Source organism: Pseudomonas sp. P5_B3 (assembly GCF_056400405.1).
The window spans coordinates 89,391-108,230 of record NZ_JBFULI010000011.1 but is presented as its reverse complement, the minus strand read 5'-3'; the positions used below and the strand labels follow the sequence as shown (position 1 = coordinate 108,230).

Sequence of the window (18,840 nt, the reverse complement as noted above, 5' to 3'; positions counted from 1 at the left end):
TTACCGATGAGTTTGCTGCATGCGCTGCTTCCACTTTTGCGGGCTGATGCCATTCCAGCGAGTGAAAGCCCGGGAAAATGTGCTCAGGTCGGCGTAACCCAACAGACTTGCCAGTTGCGTCAGACTGATCGACAAATCGCAGAGGTAACGCGCGGCCATTGCCTGGCGGGTGTCGTCCAGCAGTTCCTGAAATCTTGTGCCTTGTGCCCGAAGATAGCGTTGCAAGGTGCGCGGGCTGATCATCATGTGCTCGGCCATCTGGCGAAGCGTGACCGGGCCATTGGCAAGCTCGTTGCGCAGCAGTTTTTGCACGTAAGACGGCAATTCTTGCAGCGTCACGCGGGCCAGCTCATTGATGTGTTGCTGGGCTAATTGCTGACACCTGACGTCAATCGCTCCCAGAGGTATCGCCAGCAGTGACTCATCAAATACCCAGGCGTTGACGGGGCAGTCAAAGCGCGGCGGTACACCCAGCAGCGCGCGATAAGTACTGCGGTTTGCCGGGGCACAATGGCGCAACATCAGACCTCGCGGCTTCCAGGCCTGCCCCAACAGTTCCCGGAGCAGACAAGCGGCAATTGCCATCGCCAACTCCACCGTCTGGCGTACCGTGATCACCGCTCCATCGGTGATTTCATACAGGAGCAGGGCGTTGCCAGCCTGACGTTCAAGGCGCACTTGCGCGCCGTCGCTATGAACATGGAAATAGCGGGTCAGTAGATTCAGCGCTTCGCCCACGTTGCCGGAGCAGCGCATGGCATAGAGCAGGGTGCCGAGACTTTGCGTGCCCTGGCGTAAGCCGAACTGCAAGCCGAACAAGGGATTGTTCGAACGCATCGCACACAACTCGATCAAGGCATTGAACTGGGCGCCGGAAAGTTGCGCATCCAGCAGGTCTACAGGCAGATGAACCTCAGCCAGCGCCGAATCCGGATCGATGCCCTGACTGACAGCGAACTCCTTGAACCCTAACAGAGCAGTACCACGGACAGTGGACATCATCTCGATCCCCCGAATGAAGCACAGCCTGTGGCCAAGGGAGCACTGGCACGATTTGCAAAATCTCTGGCGCGATCTGCAAAGCTTTCACCCTGGTCCCGAGACCAGACTTGAGACACCAATAACAAAAGACCTGCGTTCGGCTCAAGGCTGGACGATGGAGGTATTCGATGCGTCKGTTCCTGTTCGCTTTCCTGGTGGTCGCGCTGATTTCGGGTGCGCTTTATTTTCAGACTCGGCCCGCTAACCACACTGTTGTTTATCATTCCAATCACCCACCGGTTGCCAGCATCAGCGATGCCTTCACGCATTTCTGAGGACTAAAGCGTTCTTTCCTGTACAGACGAGTGCTTGCGGAACTCGCCGCCAGACAGGGCTCCATGCAGGAACATCTGCTCAAGCGTTCGTGCCGAATCAGCATTGGCGGCACGCCCGCGCTGTTCGGCATCCACCAGGCCGTAGACCAGAGTGATGAATAGCTCGGTAAAAATGGCCGCGGTGATGTCGATGCGAAACACCCCTTTTTGCTGGCCTCGCAGGAAGAATCCATCCAGCGCCTCCAGGTAAAACTGCCAGCGTGTGTCACCCCGTTCGAAGTCAAGGAAGTCAGGGCGGTATTGCGCCATCAGAAAGGCCAGCAACTCGCGATGGGCGAGGTGTTCCCGGATCAGTCGACGCAGTGCGTCCATTGTTTCCAGATGCTGTAGGCCGGCGCTCTTGATAATCAAATTGAGCGTGCCCTCGGCGTACTCCTCCAGTCGCTGCCCCAGGTTTTCCCGTGTTCCGCAGTAGCGGTGCAGGGTCGCCTTGCTCACGCCTGCCAATTGTGCCAGCTCCTTCATCGTCGCTCGCGGCCGGCTGACGACGGCCACAGTAAGCGTCTTGAGCAGGTGTTCATCATGGGAAATCGGGTTCATCACCAAGCCTCAAGCGACGTTCATAGAAGGTTAATTATCATCTCATATGAGACATATTTGACTCATTAGGGTTTAGAAAGTAGCATCCGCACCAAATTCAATCAAGCCTCGGGTGAGTTATGGGCAATTTGCGTGCAGTAGGGATGGCGGGCTCGCTGGCAGCAGCCATTGTGCTGGCCGGATGTGGGCCGGCGAATGAACAAGCGAGCATGGCCGAAGTGGCGCGCCCGGTAGAAGTTTTGGCGGTGAAGACTGAGCCTTTGGCGCTGACTACGGAGCTGCCGGGCAGGGTCGAACCGATGCGGGTCGCAGAGGTGCGCGCACGGGTACCCGGCATCGTGATGCAAAAGCGCTTTGAAGAAGGTGCTGACGTTAAAGCCGGCGACCTGCTGTTTCAGATCGACCCAGCACCGCTCAAAGCTGCTTTATCGCGCGCCGAAGGTGAGTTGGCCCGCACCCAGTCTGTCGTGCTTGAGGCTCAGGCGAGGGTCAAACGCTATGAGCCGCTGGTGAAAATCGAGGCGGTCAGCCAACAGGATTTCGACAGTGCCACGGCAGACCTGCGCAGCGCTCAGGCGGCAACCCGTTCGGCCCAGGCCGATCTGCAAAGCGCCCGGCTGAACCTCGATTATGCCTCGGTGACTGCGCCGATTTCCGGCCGCGTCGGCCGTGCGTTGGTAACCGAAGGCGCGCTGGTAGGCCAGGGTGAAGCGACGTTGATGGCGCGAATTCAGCAACTTGATCCGGTCTATGTCGATTTCACCCAGTCGGCCGCTGATGCACTGCGTCTGCGCGAATTGCTCAAGGGCGGAAAACTCTCCGCCGACGACAACAAGGAGCTGTCGATTCGAGTCGACGGCACCGCTTACGAGCGCCAGGGCGCGCTGATGTTTACCGATGTCGCGGTAGATCGTGGCACTGGCCAGGTGTCGTTGCGCGGCAAGTTTGCCAATACCGACAGCGTCCTGTTGCCGGGCATGTTTGTGCGGGTACGCACACCACAAGGCACTGACAACCAGGCCATTCTCGTACCGCAACGCTCGGTGCAACGCGGCAGCGATGGCGCCGCCCAGGTGATGGTGGTCGGCGCAGACGACCGGGTCGAATCACGCAATGTGGTCACCGGTGCCATGCAGGGTTCGCGCTGGCAGATCAGTGAAGGATTGAAGGCGGGCGATCAGGTGATCGTCGGCGGACTTACCGGTCTGCAACCTGGGGTCAAGGTCGCACCTGGTCAGTCCCACGCCCAGGCTCAGTCGCCTGAGTCGAAACAGTAAGGGCGCAGTCGCCGCGAGGATTTTCCGATGTCTCAGTTTTTCATCAAACGCCCGAACTTTGCCTGGGTGGTGGCGTTGTTCATCTCCCTGGCCGGCCTGCTGGTCATCCCGATGCTGCCGGTGGCGCAGTATCCCAACGTTGCGCCACCGCAGATCAAGGTGACGGCGACCTATCCCGGTGCCTCGGCGAAAGTGCTGGTGGACTCGGTCACCAGCGTGATTGAGGAGTCGCTCAATGGTGCCAAGGACCTTCTCTATTTCGAGTCGACCAACAACTCCAACGGCATTGCCGAGATTGTGGTTACGTTCCAGCCCGGCACTGATCCGCAGCTCGCCCAGGTTGACGTGCAAAACCGCCTGAAAAAGGCTGAAGCACGCATGCCACCAGCCGTGCTCACCCAAGGGCTGGAGGTGGAGCAGACCAGTGCCGGTTTCCTGTTGATCTATACGCTCAACTACAAGGAAGGCACCCAGCACAGCGATACGACAGCTCTGGGTGACTATGCCGCGCGCAACATCAACAACGAACTGCGCCGGGTGCCGGGCGTCGGCAAGCTGCAATTCTTCTCCTCTGAAGCAGCCATGCGCGTCTGGATCGACCCGCAGAAACTTGTGGGTTACGGGCTGTCCATCGACGACGTGAGCACAGCCATCCGCGGGCAGAACGTGCAAGTGCCGGCCGGCAGTTTCGGCAGTACACCGACCAGCAGCCAGCAGGAACTGACTGCCACGCTGGCGGTGAAAGGTACTCTGGATAATCCGGAGGAATTCGCACGCATCGTTCTGCGCGCCAACGAGGACGGCTCGACGGTCAAACTGGCGGATGTCGCCCGCGTGGAAGTCGGCCAGGAGAGTTACAACTTCAACTCGCGTCTGAACGGCAGACCGGCGGTGGCCGCAGCGATCCAGTTATCTCCCGGCGCCAACGCGATCCAGACAGCGACGGCAGTCAAGGAACGCCTGGCCGAACTGTCGGCGTACTTCCCGGACGATGTGGAATATTCCGTGCCCTATGACACTTCGCGTTTCGTCGATGTCGCTATCGAGAAGGTGATCCATACCTTGATCGAGGCGATGGTGCTGGTATTCCTGGTGATGTTCCTGTTCCTGCAGAACATCCGCTACACGTTGATCCCGTCGATTGTGGTGCCGGTGTGTCTGCTGGGCACGCTGCTGATGATGTACCTGCTGGGCTTCTCGGTGAACATGATGACCATGTTCGGCATGGTGCTCGCGATCGGCATTCTCGTGGACGACGCTATCGTAGTGGTGGAGAACGTTGAACGAATCATGGCCGAGGAGGGGCTGTCACCGGTCGACGCCACGGTCAAAGCGATGGGGCAAGTATCGGGAGCGATCATCGGCATCACCCTGGTGCTGTCGGCGGTGTTCATGCCACTGGCGTTCATGTCCGGCTCGGTGGGTGTGATCTACCAGCAGTTCTCGGTGTCGCTGGCGGTGTCGATTCTGTTCTCGGGCTTCCTGGCGCTGACGTTCACCCCGGCACTGTGTGCCACGCTGCTCAAGCCGATTCCTCAGGGACACCATGAGAAACGCGGTTTCTTCGGCGCTTTCAACCGTGGCTTCGCCCGGCTCACCGAGCGTTACTCGATCCTGAACAACGGGCTGGTGTCGCGTGCCGGCCGGATGATGCTGGTGTACGTGGGCATCATCGCGATGCTCGGTTACTTCTATCTGCGCTTGCCGGAGTCGTTTGTGCCCGTGGAGGACCAGGGCTACATGATCGTCGACGTCCAGTTGCCGCCGGGCGCGACCCGTACCCGTACCGAAGCCACCGGTGAACAACTGGAGCGGTTCCTCGCTTCCCGTGAAGCGGTTGCCTCGACGTTCCTGGTGTCGGGCTTCAGTTTTTCCGGGATGGGCGATAACGCAGCGCTGGCATTCCCGGTGTTCAAGGACTGGTCGCTGCGTGGTGAAGATCAATCGGCCATGGCGGAAGTCATGGCGCTGAACGAGCAATTTGCCGTGACTAACGACGGCGCAGTGATGGCGGTGCCTCCGCCTCCGATTGATGGCCTGGGCAACTCCGGTGGTTTTGCACTCCGCCTGCAGGATCGCGCCGGCCTGGGCCGCGAAGCATTGATCGCAGCCCGCGACCAGTTGCTCGGGCAGGCCAACGGCAACCCGAAAATCCTCTACGCAATGATGGAAGGCCTGGCCGAGTCGCCGCAATTGCGGGTGGAGATCGACCGTGACAAGGCCCGTACCTTGGGCGTGAGTTTCGAGTCGATCAGCAGTGCATTGTCAGCCGCGTTCGGATCGGAGGTGATCAACGACTTCACCAACGCTGGCCGTCAGCAGCGTGTGGTGGTGCAGGCCGAGCAAGGCGACCGGATGACCCCGGAAAGCGTGCTCAAACTGTACGTGCACAACAGCGCGGGCAATCTGGTGCCGCTCAGCGCCTTCGTCACCACCCATTGGGAAGAAGGCCCGGTGCAACTGGTGCGCTACAACGGTTATCCGTCGATCCGGATCGTCGGTGACGCCGGGCCGGGATACAGCACCGGTGAAGCCATGGCGGAAATCGAGCGAATCGCTGCACAATTGCCGGCGGGGTTCAGCTACGAGTGGAGCGGCCTGTCGTATCAGGAAAAGGTCTCCAGCGGTCAGGCGACGCAACTGTTCGCGCTCGCGATCCTCGTGGTGTTCCTGTTGCTGGTCGCGCTTTATGAGAGTTGGGCAATTCCCCTGACCGTGATGCTGATTGTGCCGATCGGTGCCATCGGTGCGGTACTCGCGGTAATGGTCGCCGGCATGCCCAACGACGTGTATTTCAAGGTGGGGCTGATCACCATCATCGGTCTGGCGGCGAAGAACGCGATCCTCATCGTCGAGTTCGCCAAAGAGCTGTGGGAGAAAGGTTATAGCCTGCGCGACGCTGCCATCGAGGCCGCACGTCTGCGCTTTCGGCCGATTGTCATGACCTCCATGGCTTTCATCCTCGGCGTCGTGCCGCTGGCGTTGGCAACCGGGGCAGGGGCTGCGAGTCAGCGTGCAATCGGTACCGGGGTGATCGGCGGCATGCTAAGCGCGACTTTGCTGGGTGTGCTGTTCGTACCGATCTGTTTTGTCTGGGTGCTGTCGATGCTGCGCAGTAAACCGGCACCCATTGAACAACCCGCTTTGACTCAGGAGTGACACATGCGTATTTCAGCTTTTTCTACGCTGGTGATCGCCATGCTGCTGGGCGGTTGCTCACTGGCGCCCACCTATGAGCGGCCCGTTGCGCAGGTTGCGGATAACTGGGCGGGTGAGTCGACGAAGCAGGGCAGTCCGATCAACCAACTGGTGTGGCAGACGTTTATCGTCGATCCCGACCTGCGCCGCCTGGTGGTGATCGCTCTGGATAACAACCGCTCATTGCGCCAGACGCTTCTGGATATCGAGCAGGCCCGGGCGCAATACCGCATCCAGCGAGCCGACCGGGTACCGGGGTTGAATGGCAACGCAGCGGGCAATCGCCAGCGCTTGCCGGCGGATCTGGCCGACAACGGCCGGGCGGGCGTTGCCAGCGACTATCAGGTCGGCCTGTCGCTGCCTGAATACGAGCTGGATCTGTTCGGCCGGGTGAAGAGCCTCAGTGACTCCGCGTTGCAAGAGTACCTGGCCACCGAAGACGCCGCCCGCGCCGCGCAGATCGCACTGATCGCCGAGGTCAGCCAGGCGTATCTGGTTCACGATGGCGCCCAGCGTCGCCTGGATCTGACCCAACAAACCCTGATCAGCCGCGAGTACTCGTTCGCCCTGATCAGCCAGCGCCGTTCGAACGGCACGGCGACTGCACTGGACTACCAGGAAGCGTTGGGGTTGGTGGAGCAATCGCGCGCAGAACAGGAAAGCAATCTGCGTCAGAAACAGCAGGCCTTTAATGCGCTGGTGCTGTTGCTCGGCACCAAAGACGCGACGAAGTCGATTCCCGACCGGCTACAGAAGGAGCCGATGCTGGTTCAGGACATCGCACCTGACACCACGTCGGCGCTGATCGAGCGCCGACCGGACATTCTTGCCGCTGAGCATCGACTGCAGGCGCGCAATGCCGACATTGGCGCTGCACGTGCGGCGTTCTTTCCGCGTATCAGTCTGACGGGCAGCTTCGGCACTTCCAGCGCGCAAATGTCCGGTTTGTTCGACGGTGGCTCTCGGTCCTGGAGTTTTGTGCCGAACCTGTCGCTGCCGTTGTTCGATGCTGGCCGCAACAGTGCAGGGCTGAGCCTGGCCGAAGCCCGCAAGGATTCTGCGGTGGCGGCGTATGAGGGCACGATTCAGACGGCGTTTCGCGAGGTCGCCGATGCACTGGCCGCTACCGACACCTTGCGCCGGGAAGAAGCCGCCCGACGCGCGCTGGCCAATACCAGCAGCGAGACGCTGAAGCTGGCCAAGGCCCGTTATGAAGGTGGCATTGACAGTCACCTGCGTTACCTCGATGCCCAGCGCACCAGCTTCGTCAACGAGACGGCATTCATTGAGGTCTGCACTCAGCGACAGATTGCCTTGGTCGATCTGTTCCGCTCGCTGGGCGGGGGATGGTCATCGCAAGTAAAGGCCAGATAGGAAGCTGGCAAGCGCTCCTTGGGTTGGTGCATCCAACCTGTTTTTTAGCCCCGTGGACCGTCAGGTTGCGGGGCTCTTTTTTTGGAGGAGCGAGGGGGGGATTATTGGGGACGTACTACGCCGGCAGCGCCATGCAAGAACATCTGCTCCATCACATTGGCTGAGTTGGCACTGGCCGCGCGCCCACGGCGCTCCGCATCGACCATGCCGAAGATCATGGTCAGGAACAGTTCCGTGAAGACTGCTGCGGTGACATCGATGCGGAAGGCACCCAACTGTTGGCCGCGCAGAAAGAAAGCATCAAGGGCATCGGCATAAGACTGCCAACGGTCCCCCTCACCATTTACCGGGAAGGTGTCGGGGCGATATTGAAAGAGCAGGAAAACCAGCATTTCACGATGCGCCAAATGCTCATTGATCAGACTACGCAGCGCCTGCACCGGCTCGCTGTGCAACAGGTCGGTCGTGGTGGTGATCTGGTTCAGCACCGTCTCACCGTGGCTCTCCATCATCTGCACCAGGTTGTCACGGGTGCCGCAAAAGCGATGCAGCGTAGCTTTGCTCACGCCAGCAGCTTCAGCCAGTTCCTTGAGCGTCGCCCGCGGGCGATCAACGATCGCCAGGGCCAGCGCCTTGATGAGTCTTTCGTCTTGCGGAGTCAGGGACATCAGTCGGTCTCGGATCGAATTTCAACGCCGGGAATTGTGCAGGAAAAGCTCATCACTGCAACGAAAAACACAGAACATGAGCAAATTACTTCATCTGAGACATTATTTGCTCAGGTCTCGGCTTTCAAATTTGGCCAGGTTCTGAAGCGTTTGAATGTCATGAACTGCAAAATACATGGCGTGATCTGCCAAGCTTTTGCATCGACCGTTATCCAGAATCGAAACCCTCAATAACAAAAGACACTGCATTTGGCTCCCGCCAAATGACGGAGGTTTCCGATGCGCCGATTCCTGCTCTCCTGCCTGACTGTAACCATGACCGCGATACTGGTTTCGGGGGCTATCTACGCCTTTGGATCAGCGGTTTCGAGTCGCGTCTCCAACGCTCACCCGAATTATCCAATCATCAGCATCGAAGAAGTCTTCAGGCATTTTTGACGAACCGCGGCCAACGAGCGTACTCCCGCGTGCCCGGCGTAAAAGCAGTCGTGCAGCAACATAAGGATCCCCTAATGAGCGACCTCATCCACTATCGTCTCGAAGACGGTCTGGCCCTGATAGGCCTGGCCCGTCCACCGGTAAATGCACTCGGCCAGCCTCTGCGCGCCGCTATCATCGACGCTTGCGAGCGCGCAGCCGCTGACGATAGGGTGGAGGCCATCATTCTCTACGGCGAGCACGGTATGTTTAGTGCCGGCGCCGATATCACCGAATTCGGCACCGATGCCTCCTTCGCCGAGCCGGACCTGCCCAGCACGCTGGTTCGCTTGACCCAGATCCACAAACCTCTCGTTGCCGCTATAGGCAAGCTGGCCCTGGGTGGCGGCCTGGAGCTGGCTCTGGCCTGTGGATACCGGATTGGTGAGCCAGGCACTCGAGTGGGCTTATCGGAAATAAACTTGGGTCTGTTGCCAGGCGCTGGCGGGACCCAACGCCTGCCAAGGTTGATCGGCGCTGAATCGGCGCTGAATCTGATTCTTTCAGGTCAACAGATCGACGCCGAGCGCGCTCGCATGCTGGGCATCCTCGACCGCCTAGCTACCGGCGCCGAGCAACTGCTGGATGAGGCGCGCGCTTATGCTGACGAGCTGATCGACTGCTGCGCCCCGGCGCGGCCGGCAGAGGCTTGGCCGGAACCGGCCGAGGACCTGCCGGATGATTTCCTCGCCCGCTACCGCGCCGAGCATGAACCGCGCTGGAAAAGTCGCTTGGCCCCGCGCCTGGTGCTCTCTGCGCTGGAGGCGGCCTGCCTGCTGCCGCTGGAGGAGGGGCTCGCCCGAGAACTGGCGTTATTCAAGCAGGCCGAAGCTTCCCGCCAGTCCGAGGCGCTGCGCCATGTGTTCTTCGCTGAGCGCGAGGCTGGACGCATTCCAGGTATCGGGTCGGACATTGCGCTGCGCAAGGTCGAGAAGGTCGCGGTAATCGGAGCTGGCACCATGGGCGGTGGCATTGCCATGAACTTCGCCAACGCCGGTATCCCTGTAGCGCTGCTTGAGCTCAAGGGGGAGGCGCTGGACAACGGCCTGATGCAGATCCGCAAAAACTACGAGATCAGCGTCAAGCGCGGAAAGATGACCGCCGAACAACTGGAGCAGCGCATGGACCTGCTATTCGGCACCCTTGACTACAACGATTTGGCCGATGCCGACTTGGTGATCGAAGCGGTGTTCGAGCGGATGGAAATCAAGCAGCAGGTATTCCGCACTCTTGAAAAGGTGTGTAAGCCAGGTGCCATCCTCGCCACCAACACCTCGTCACTCGATGTCGACGCCATTGCGGCCACCGTCTCCCGCCCGCAGGACGTGATCGGTCTGCACTTCTTCAGTCCAGCCAATGTCATGCGCCTGCTGGAAGTAGTACGCGGTAAGGCCACCTCACCGGATGTACTGGCAACCACCATGAAGATCGCCAAGCATATCGGCAAGCTCCCGGTGCTCTCCGGCGTCTGCTTTGGTTTCATCGGCAACCGCATGCTCGAGCCTTATTCCCGCGAAGCCCATCGCCTGGTGTTGGAGGGGGCGACACCGGCGCAGGTAGACGGTGTGCTCACCGGCCTGGACCTGAATATGGGCATATTCAGCATGCTGGACCTTGCCGGTATCGATGTGAGTTTCCTGATACGCGATTCGAATCGGGCCGCCATTGCCCATGACGAAAGCTACTGCCGCCTTGGAGAGGAACTCTATGCCCTAGGGCGATACGGCCAGAAAACCGGGCGGGGCTTCTACCTTTATGAGGGCCGCAACTGTAAGGAGGACGACGAGGTGTTGGTGCTGGCGGAGCGCCTTGCCGACGAGCTGGAAGTCCCCCGACGTTCCGTTGATGATCAGGAAATCCATGATCGTTGCATTTTCATGCTGATCAACGAAGGTATCCAGTTGCTGGACGAAGGCATCGCTCTGCGCGCCAGCGACATCGATCTGGTCTGGATCAACGGCTACGGATTTCCGGCTCATCTCGGCGGCCCGATGCATTATGCCGAGCAGTTGGGACTGGACAAGGTGCTGGCTGGTATTGAGCACTACCGTCACGTTCTCGGCGAGTACGGTGAGATGTGGTTCCAGCCGGCACCGTTGCTGGAGCGCCTGGTCGCTGCTGGCAATACCCGCATCGAAATCATCTGAAATTCCCTCTCGCTCCGGGAGCAGGGCAAGTCATGAGGGCGACCACGCATCTCCCTTATCCTGGCCCACTCTCAGAGGGAGAGGGAACCCAATATGCATACAAGGCACCACCATGAAAGAACCCATGATTCACTCCACTGCCCACAAACTGATTACCAAGGCCGCTTGTTGCGCGGTCAATGGTGCCATGTCGCAGCGTTGGGCCAGCCAGTTGACTCTGTGCGTCATCTGCATCGCAGTCGAGGTGTATTGATGGATCGCGACTTCGCCCAGCGCTTCTCCTTGGCCGGCCGAACGGTGCTGATCACTGGCGCCTCCAGCGGCATTGGCGCGCACTTGTCGCGGATCGCCGCTCGCGCTGGCGCCCGCGTCGTGCTCGCTGCGCGACGCGTCGAGCGGCTCGAACAGGTTGCCAAGGACATCGAGTGGGAGAGTGGCCAGGCACTGTCGGTCGCTCTCGACGTCACAGACCGGGCCAGCGTCGAGGCGGCCTTCGACACCGCCGAGGCACACTTCGGGGTAGTCGACGTAGTGCTCAACAATGCCGGCATCGGCAATGGCCAACGCCCACTGGAAATCGGTGAGGAAGATTGGCGTGCAATGCTGGCGACCAACCTCGACGGTGTCTGGCGCGTTGCTCAGGTCGCAGCGCAGCGGCTGGTTAAAGCAGGACGTAGCGGCAGCATCGTCAATATTGCCTCGATACTTGGTCTACGAGTCGGCACCGGCTATAGCCATTACTGCGCCGCCAAAGCAGGCGTGGTGCAACTGACCAAGTCGCTGGCGCTGGAGCTCGCGCGCCACAAGATTCGCGTCAATGCCATAGCCCCGGGCTACTTCAAGACGGAAATGAATGAAGCTTTTTTCGATAGTGACAAGGGCATCAACTACATACGTGAGCTGATTCCCATGCGCCGATTAGGCGAACTCCACGAGCTGGAAGGGCCGTTTCTACTACTCGCCAGCGATGCCGGTGCGTTCATGAACGGTAGCGTTCTGGCAGTAGATGGAGGTCAATTGGTCAGTAGCTTGTAAGCAAGTTCGATGACAAGGCTTGTGCTCAGACAGAGTCGCCAGCTGCAACCATGATCTGGTTGAGCACTGACTTGCCATACTTCACCGGTACCTCCAACAGCTATATCCGCCACAGTTCAACAAATCACTCAGGCCCCGGCGATCACCCACCGGGGTACAGGTTGATGATCGTCAGGTAGATACGGATTGAAATGTTCAGCGGCTGGCCACTAATAGCGCCACAGCTTCGCAGGCCGTTTCAGTTTCTGCCTCCAGCCGTGCCAAGTCTCCATGAGCGGACCAGGCGATGATCAGACCATCTACAAGGTGAACCAACAGTCGACTTGTGGCCTTCAAGAAGGTCTTGTCGAATTGCGCACCGATGGCTTTTTCCATGGCCTGTTCCGTTGCTTCTATTGCTACCGCGTAGATCCTGGTCGCCATCTCGGGGTTGTTGCGCATGGCCCAGAAGAAAAGCTCGGTTTGTGCCTTGGCTATGTCGGGGTTGGTGGAGAACCACGTGACTAATTGACGAAGCATTTCCGCTGTCGTTTCGGCTGCGGTAGTCCCCGCAGGCACGTTCGTCAGGGCCTGGTGTGGCAAGTTGAAAAGAGACTCATAGACCGCATAGAGGAGGTCGTCTTTTGTATGAAACACGTAGTGCAGCGACGCGAGAGGGCAGCCTGCGGCAGCGGCGATACGTCGAGTCGTTGCATTGGCAACCCCATGTTCAGCAATCACTTTGACAGTGGCTTCCACGAAGTCCTGTCTACGTAATTCAGCGCCCACTCTAGCCATAGTCAAGCAATCTCCATTGTTACTGCTGTAGCGCCTGCCTGGGCTTCGGCGTCAACGCCGGCGGATGCTACAGCATGACTGGTCTGCGAGTCATGAGCCGATGTGGATCGGCGCATGGGTTTTTGTTGCCAATGGCATACATGAATAGCTCATTCCAATGCGGGGATAATACGTAACGATTGTTTCGTAAATTCCCAGATTGGTGCGGCCTGCTGACACAAGCTGGTGCGCACGTGAGTGAGCAGCTGTTGCCTGGCAGATTGATATAACTTCTAACGCATTGATAACTAAGCTAATTAATTTAATCACCATGATTTGGCATGTGGTTTGCAATGTGGTCAATTGACTTGGTCAAGTGATCAAGTCAGTTGATTAGAGAGTGTGGCACAGCCCGAGTCTTCCCTCCAGGAAGGCCGCGCCGCCGGTTACAGCCCCATGAGGATCTTCCAATGAATGAAGTTATTGCGCGTCCATGCGCCGGCATCTCCACCAGAAGTGGAGTCAGGCATCTGATCGCGGCATTGGCAGCATTGGCTGCTATTGGCACGGTTCAAGCTGCACAGAAGGATCCTGCGCTACTCGGTACGAAGCTAACGCCGCTGGGAGGGGAGGTCGCGGCAAGTGCCGATGGGGTCATCCCGGCCTGGACTCCGCCCGGTCCGCAGGGCGGTGGCTGGACTTATGGCCAGGTGCGAGGTCAATCCTGGAAATTCAAGAACGATAAGCCGCTTTTCAGTATCGACTCCAACAATGTCTCGCAATATGTGAACAAGCTTTCACCCGGCCAGGTGGAACTGTTCAAGAAAATCCCGGGCTATCGCATGGATGTGTATCCGACCCGTCGTAGCTGCGGTGTGCCCGACTTCGTCGCTGATAACACCAGAAATAACGTCGGATTCGCCACATTGGATGCTGATGGTCTGGCTCTGAAAGAAGCTCACGTACCGGGTATTCCATTCCCTATGCCGAGCACCGGTGCCGAGGTGATGTGGAACATGAAAATGCGCTACCGCGGCGTTGGTTTCGATATGTCCAAGACCGTTTCCGGGATATCACCGCGCAAGGGGGGGAACGACTGGCTGCGCACTTCGACGGACTGGTTCATGTATACCCCATGGGGAGAAAAGGGCAGTGCGTTGTTCTCTTCCTTCGATCGCCTGGAAGTCGCCACTTATTTCTCCTATCTGGATCCTGCTGCCCTTGCCGGGCAGGCCGGTGTGGTAACTACCAAGGCTGGCGAACAGGCGACCACGTTCTATTACTTCCCCGGCCAGCGTCGTGTGCGTCGCATGCCAGCCTACTCCTACGACTCTCCGCAAATTGGTCTCGATAATCAGTACACCATCGATGAGTCGAACGTGTTCTTCGGGCCGATGGACCGCTTCGACTGGAAGCTGGTCGGCAAGCAGGAGTTGTTGGTGCCCTACAACGCCTTCGGGGCCTATGACGCCTCTGCCAACATTGAGAATGTGGCCAAGCATGATTACATCGCGCCCGAATCACGCCGCTATGAATTGCATCGTGTCTGGGTTGTCGAGGCCACGGTTCGCCAGGGCATGCGCCACCAGGCTCCGAAGCGACTCTTCTACATCGATGAAGATAGCTGGAACGCTCTGATGGCTGTCGACTACGACAAGCAAGGGCAAATCTGGAAGGTTCGCGAAGGCTATACGATCCCTGTCTACGAGACAGGCACCTGCGATATGGAGGCACAGGCGCAGTACAACCTGGTTGACGGTCGCTACCTGTACGACATGACGTCTGTCGGAGTGGGCAAGAACGATCACCGCTGGCTCACCGAGAGTACCGGCAACCCCCGCCTGAAACGTGACTTCTACACCTCCGACAACTTGCGTGCCATCAGTGAACGCTGAAAAGCGATCGATCGAGAGCCATCATGAAAAAAATAATCACAAAAACATCAGGCCTTGTCATCGCGTGTGCAACCCCTTTGGCAATGGCGTTCACGTTTGAATCCGAGAACATCCGCGGTTCGTTCGATTCCACCATCGCCGTGGGCATGGGCCTGCGCACCGAATCGCAATCTTGCAATCTGATCAACACCGGCGCTACCGGACACAACCCGCCCAGTGGTTGCCTGGCACAAACCTCAGGCATTGGTGATCAGGGCGACTTGAACTACGACAAGGGTGACCTGTTCACCAACTACATCAAGGGCTCCCATGAGTTGCTGCTGAAGTTACCGGAGGACTTCGCCTTCATGGCGCGTGGGAGCTGGATCCGTGACTTCGCCGCCACCGATACCACCGGCGCCCTGTCTTTCAACACACCTCCGGACGTTGGCAGCGACGGTCTTACCAATGATGCGCGTGACGACCTCGAATTCAAGGCTCGCCTGCTCGACCTGTGGGTGAGCAAGAGCTTCGATGTCGGCGATCAGCGTGTCCGGGCTCGCTTGGGTAACCAGGTGATCAACTGGGGCGAAAGCCTGTTCGTGGTAGGTGGCATCAACAACACCAACGCTTACGATTACCAGGCCCTCGCGCGTCCTGGTGTCCAGCTCAAGGAAGCCGTGCTGCCGGCCCCGATGCTCAGCCTCGCTTCAGGTCTGGGTTCGGGCCTGAACATTGAGGCCTACTATCAGTTCGGCTGGAACAAGAGCGAGTTGCCGCCCGTTGGCAGTTACTGGTCGACTACTCACGGGCTCGGTGAGGGCATGCAGTCCTACGGCTTCGACGATAAGGATGCGCGGGATAGCGGACAGTGGGGCATCTCGCTGCGTTGGCAACCGGATGACACCGATCTCAATCTCGGCCTTTACGTGATGCGCTATCACGAAAAACTGCCGTCGCTGACGGTGCAGGTGCTCGATCCGGAGACCTTCGCCCTTTCGCAAAAGTGGGTATATCCGGAAGACCGTATGCTCTATGGCATCAGCGCCAACATGCCGATTGGCGACTGGGCTGTCGGCACGGAGTTGTCCTACCGTCCCAAGGATGCGGTGCCACTCAACCCTGTTCTCGATCTCTGTGCGAACAATGGTGGCAAATGCTGGGACGACCAGAAGAAATTCCAGTGGCACCTGACCGGCCTATACAGCCTGACACCCTCCAACTCCCCCAGATTGCTTGACTTCACCGGCGCCAGCACGGGCACCCTGCTGTCTGAATTGGTGGTCGTGAAGTATCCCGATCTGCATGACAGCGTCAACGGTGAGCTGATTTCCGCGGGTTTGAACACCTGGCAGCTGGATCCATCAACGCCACCAACGGCCAAGGGCGACAAAACCTCATCGGGCGTCAATGTGGATTTCAGCCTCACCTATGACGGGACGTTGCTTCCGGGTTGGCAGGTCACGCCAGGGATCTTCTATTCGCGCTCGCTGGGCGGACGGACACCCAATCTGTCTGCAACCTTTACCGAAGGTGCCAGCAGCATGAACCTGTATCTGAACTTCGTGCGTAACCCCGCGAGTTGGCAGGTCTCTTTCAACTACGCGAAATTCATGGGGGGCGATACCCCCTACGATCAATTGTTGGGTGATCGCGACTATGTCGGTTTCGTGATTTCGCGCACTCTGTGAGGCATGTCGTGAATACTTCTCTAAAAGTCCCCGTCAAACGGGGGCGTGGCGTGCTGCCTCGCATCGAAAACTGGCTGTTTGGGCATCGCCGGCTAGTACTGGCGAGTCTGGTCATCTTCACTCTGATCATGGCCTGGTTTGCTGTTCAGTTGCGTATGGATGCCGGCTTTGAAAAACAGCTGCCCATCGGCCATGAATATGTAGAAACGTTCGAGGCGTACCGCAATGACCTGTTGGGGGCGAATCGCCTGACCATCGTGGTCAAGGCTCGCGCAGGCAAGATCTGGAGCGAGACGGCTCTCAAGCGTCTGTATGACGTCACTCAGGCAGTCATCTTTCTACCCAATGTTTCGCGTAGCAGCGTGCGTTCGTTGTGGACGCCGAACGCTTTCGTCAACGAGATAACCGAGGAGGGCTTCCGTGCAGATCCACTTGTACCGGGTACGGTAACCCCCGAACGCCTCGATGATGAAACCATTGCCAGGATCGCCGATTCGACGGCTCAGGGGGGCTTTATCGGCACGCTGGTCTCGCGGGATCAGAGCAGCGCGATGATCACCGTCGAACTCAATGAGTTTGACGCCACTGGCGCGCGCCTGGACTATGTGGCTTACAACCAGGTCCTGGAAAAGCAAATTCGTCAGCAGTTCGAGGACGGTGATTTCGAAATTCAGATCATCGGCTTTGCGAAGCAGATCGGCGATATTGCCGATGGCGCGTCTGCAGTATTGGAGTTTTGCCTGCTGGCATTGCTGCTGACGGCCGCTGCGGTGTACTGGTACTGCCACTCCGTACGTTTCACTCTGCTGGCACTGGGGTGTTCATTGGCTTCGTTGGTCTGGCAGTTTGGCAGTCTAAGGCTGCTTGGCTATGGCCTCGACCCGCTTGCCGTGTTGGTGCCCTTTCTGGTGTTCGCCATCGGCGTGTCCCATGGCGTGCAGCAGATAAATTTCATCGTGCGGGAAATCGCCCATGGAAAGTGCGTTGAGGAGGCGGCGCGTTCCAGCTTCAGCGGTTTGCTGATCCCCGGCACGCTGGCACTGGTGACCGCTTTTGTTTCCTTCGTAACGTTGGTGCTGATCCCGATTCCGATGGTACGTGAGTTGGCCATCACCGCGTCGCTCGGTGTGTCCTTCAAGATCATCACCAATCTGGTGATGTTGCCGTTGGTGGCGTCGATGCTGCGGGTCGACGGTGACTACGCCGCGACCGAGGAGATCTCCCGTCAGCGCCGTGCCCGTTGGTTGCATGGACTGGCCAGGCTTGCCGAGTGGCGTAATGCCAAACGGGTGCTTTGCATTGCTTTGCTCGTCTTCCTCGCGGCTGTCTGGCAAAGCCATGACCGAGTCGTTGGTTCCCTGCAGGCAGGTGCACCGGAATTGCGTGAGGATTCTCGCTTCAACCGAGATGCAGTTGCCATCGCCAGCAGCTACGACATTGGCCTGGATTGGCTAAGCGTCGTCTTCGAGGTCAATCCAGACAAGTCTGGTGACGGCGCTTCAGTCGCCTGCGAAGAGGTCGCCTTGGGTCAGTACCAGGATCGCTTTGTGTGGGCAATGGAAGGCGTACCCGGGGTGGTGTCGGTTGCCGCATTTTCTACCAGCATGCGCCAGTTCAACGAGGGCTATAACGAGGGCAATCCGAAAATGAATGCGGTGCCCATTGATCCGGCGAACTACTCCTCGTTGGCTACCGAAGTGGCCCGCATTCCGGGAATCATGCGCTCCGATTGCAGCATGGCTGCCGTTCACCTGTACCTGGCGGACCACAAGGCCGCGACTATCAACAAGGTGATCGAAGCCGCCAAGGCCTTTCGTACCGAATTCCCGATGCCCGGGGTGACGGTGCGACTGGCCTCGGGCAATGCAGGGGTGATTGCAGCCATCAATGAGGAGGTTGAAAAGAGCGAGACGCCAATGATGCTGTATGTCTATGCCGCAATCGCGCTGCTGGTGTTTGTCGTCTACCGGGATCTGCGCGCTGTGCTGGTGTGCTGTCTTCCGCTGACCATTGGCACCTTTATCGGCTACTGGTTCATGAAGGAACTACAGATCGGCCTGACCATTGCGACGCTGCCGGTGATGGTATTGGCAGTGGGTATCGGTGTTGATTACGCCTTCTACATCTATAACCGCCTGCAACTGCATCAGGCCCAGGGCCAGCCGATCGTCAAGGCTGTCGAACATGCCTTGCTCGAAGTCGGTGTGGCAACCATTTTCACCGCGATTACCCTGGCAGTCGGCGTCGCCACCTGGGCGTTCTCGGAGCTCAAGTTTCAGGCCGATATGGGCAAACTGCTCGCCTTCATGTTCATGGTCAACATGGTCATGGCCATGACGGTGTTACCGGCTTTCGCAGTCTGGCTCGAGCGGGTGTTCCCGCGTAAGCGCGCTGTGCGCATGGTCGGCGCACTGGCGCACTGAGGAG

14 protein-coding genes are annotated in these 18,840 nt (G+C 58.8%); 10 read left to right on the top strand and 4 right to left on the bottom strand.

Annotation, left to right across the window (positions count from 1 at the left end; translation table 11 throughout):
• Positions 1–1,002 carry an AraC family transcriptional regulator gene (locus AC1DRN_RS09770; RefSeq protein ID WP_457265861.1) on the bottom strand — a complete coding sequence of 334 codons (1,002 nt, stop codon included), beginning with the start codon at positions 1,000–1,002 and terminating at the stop codon, positions 1–3.
• Positions 1,003–1,169: 167 nt separating this feature from the next.
• Between AC1DRN_RS09770 and AC1DRN_RS09765 the strand changes: the two genes are divergently transcribed.
• A complete protein-coding gene (locus AC1DRN_RS09765) occupies positions 1,170–1,316 on the top strand; it encodes a hypothetical protein (RefSeq protein WP_477786685.1) in 147 nt (48 codons plus the stop codon).
• A 3-nt stretch (positions 1,317–1,319) separates the two neighbouring features.
• Here the strand turns inward: AC1DRN_RS09765 and AC1DRN_RS09760 are convergent, their stop codons facing one another.
• Positions 1,320–1,916, bottom strand: coding sequence for a TetR/AcrR family transcriptional regulator (locus AC1DRN_RS09760; protein ID WP_457265863.1), 597 nt, complete (start codon positions 1,914–1,916; stop codon positions 1,320–1,322).
• A gap of 119 nt (positions 1,917–2,035) precedes the next feature.
• Here AC1DRN_RS09760 and AC1DRN_RS09755 point away from each other — a divergent pair, with 119 nt between their 5' ends.
• From AC1DRN_RS09755 to AC1DRN_RS09745, 3 genes are read left to right on the top strand one after another with little or no spacing between them, the layout of a single operon-like run.
• Entirely contained in the window at positions 2,036–3,193 is a 1,158-nt protein-coding gene (locus AC1DRN_RS09755) for a MexC family multidrug efflux RND transporter periplasmic adaptor subunit (protein ID WP_457265864.1), read from the top strand.
• A gap of 27 nt (positions 3,194–3,220) precedes the next feature.
• Positions 3,221–6,352 carry a multidrug efflux RND transporter permease subunit gene (locus AC1DRN_RS09750; protein WP_457265865.1) on the top strand — a complete coding sequence of 1,044 codons (3,132 nt, stop codon included), beginning with the start codon at positions 3,221–3,223 and terminating at the stop codon, positions 6,350–6,352.
• 3 nt (positions 6,353–6,355) lie between these two features.
• Positions 6,356–7,765, top strand: coding sequence for an efflux transporter outer membrane subunit (locus AC1DRN_RS09745; protein ID WP_457265866.1), 1,410 nt, complete (start codon positions 6,356–6,358; stop codon positions 7,763–7,765).
• A 101-nt stretch (positions 7,766–7,866) separates the two neighbouring features.
• Here the strand turns inward: AC1DRN_RS09745 and AC1DRN_RS09740 are convergent, their stop codons facing one another.
• On the bottom strand, positions 7,867–8,433 hold the full coding sequence (locus AC1DRN_RS09740) for a TetR/AcrR family transcriptional regulator (protein ID WP_457265867.1): 567 nt from the start codon (positions 8,431–8,433) through the stop codon (positions 7,867–7,869).
• A gap of 512 nt (positions 8,434–8,945) precedes the next feature.
• On the opposite strand from AC1DRN_RS09740, the gene AC1DRN_RS09735 reads away from it, so the two are divergent.
• From AC1DRN_RS09735 to AC1DRN_RS09725, 3 genes are all read left to right on the top strand, one after another.
• Positions 8,946–11,057, top strand: coding sequence for a 3-hydroxyacyl-CoA dehydrogenase NAD-binding domain-containing protein (locus AC1DRN_RS09735; RefSeq protein WP_457265868.1), 2,112 nt, complete (start codon positions 8,946–8,948; stop codon positions 11,055–11,057).
• Between the two features lie 112 nt (positions 11,058–11,169).
• A complete protein-coding gene (locus tag AC1DRN_RS09730; protein ID WP_457265869.1) occupies positions 11,170–11,310 on the top strand; it encodes a hypothetical protein in 141 nt (46 codons plus the stop codon).
• Positions 11,310–12,092, top strand: coding sequence for an SDR family NAD(P)-dependent oxidoreductase (locus tag AC1DRN_RS09725; RefSeq protein ID WP_457265870.1), 783 nt, complete (start codon positions 11,310–11,312; stop codon positions 12,090–12,092). The genes AC1DRN_RS09730 and AC1DRN_RS09725 overlap by 1 nt, the downstream gene beginning before the upstream one ends.
• A gap of 195 nt (positions 12,093–12,287) precedes the next feature.
• Here AC1DRN_RS09725 and AC1DRN_RS09720 read toward each other — a convergent pair whose 3' ends face one another.
• Positions 12,288–12,869 (bottom strand): TetR/AcrR family transcriptional regulator, encoded by a 582-nt coding sequence (locus tag AC1DRN_RS09720; protein ID WP_414873012.1) that lies wholly within the window; start codon positions 12,867–12,869, stop codon positions 12,288–12,290.
• A 449-nt stretch (positions 12,870–13,318) separates the two neighbouring features.
• On the opposite strand from AC1DRN_RS09720, the gene AC1DRN_RS09715 reads away from it, so the two are divergent.
• Genes AC1DRN_RS09715 through AC1DRN_RS09705 form a run of 3 tightly spaced genes read left to right on the top strand, consistent with a single transcriptional unit; the run spans position 13,319 to position 18,836 of the window.
• Positions 13,319–14,743 (top strand): DUF1329 domain-containing protein, encoded by a 1,425-nt coding sequence (locus AC1DRN_RS09715; protein WP_457265871.1) that lies wholly within the window; start codon positions 13,319–13,321, stop codon positions 14,741–14,743.
• 23 nt (positions 14,744–14,766) lie between these two features.
• Complete coding sequence (locus AC1DRN_RS09710; protein ID WP_457265872.1) at positions 14,767–16,413, top strand: DUF1302 domain-containing protein; 1,647 nt, start codon at positions 14,767–14,769, stop codon at positions 16,411–16,413.
• An 8-nt stretch (positions 16,414–16,421) separates the two neighbouring features.
• Positions 16,422–18,836: an efflux RND transporter permease subunit gene (locus tag AC1DRN_RS09705; RefSeq protein WP_457265873.1), complete on the top strand. Its 2,415-nt coding sequence runs from the start codon at positions 16,422–16,424 to the stop codon at positions 18,834–18,836.
• Positions 18,837–18,840: the final 4 nt, after the last annotated feature.